Annotated in this window: 1 protein-coding gene; it reads left to right on the forward strand. The window is 42.4% G+C overall.

All coding sequences use genetic code 11. The features are described 5' to 3' along the window. Positions 1 to 119: 119 nt before the first annotated feature. The coding region (locus R7P74_RS27020) for a Crp/Fnr family transcriptional regulator (RefSeq protein ID WP_318123745.1) at positions 120 to 656 on the forward strand (537 nt) is incomplete at its 3' end.

Consider the following 656-nt stretch of genomic DNA (forward strand, 5'->3'; position numbering starts at 1 on the left):
TAAACAAATAAGCGACTCGATGTTCAAACTAGCGGCTCCTCAGTGAGCCGCTTTTTGTTGCTGCACAAAGCAGTTAAGATAGTTCAAATGCGCTAACCCTTTCACTGCAGATAACCTTCATGCAAAACGACGTATTTTTCGATCTCACTCAACATGGCTTTTCAGAAGATGAAGCCTCACAACTCATGGTCTATGGACAAGAGTTAGAATTACCCACTAGGCACATTCTTAGCCATCAAGGTGAATTTAGTTCACACATCTACTTCATTCTGGAAGGGTTATGTCACGCAAGCTATCTCACAGAGAAAGGCAAAGAATTCAGCAAAGAGTTTTATTGGGAAAAGGACTGGGTGATCGGCTTTGAAAGCGTGATAAAAGGTCAACCTTCACCGTACTTATTGGAAACGCTGACCGCATGTCATTTATTCTGTTTGCCTATCGAGGCATTGCATCAATGGCGCGCCGAAAAGCACTCAATTTACCTAAAATTGCTCGAAACGCAGTTGATGAACAAAGAGAATAAAGAACGTTTTATGCTGTTGTATTCGCCTGAGGAACGTTATCAGTTATTTTGCCACCACTACCCAGATTTAGAACAACGTATTACCGATAGCCAAATTGCGGCTTACCTCGGCATTACAGCTATCAGCTTGAGC

This window comes from Vibrio sp. 2033 (assembly GCF_033339735.1).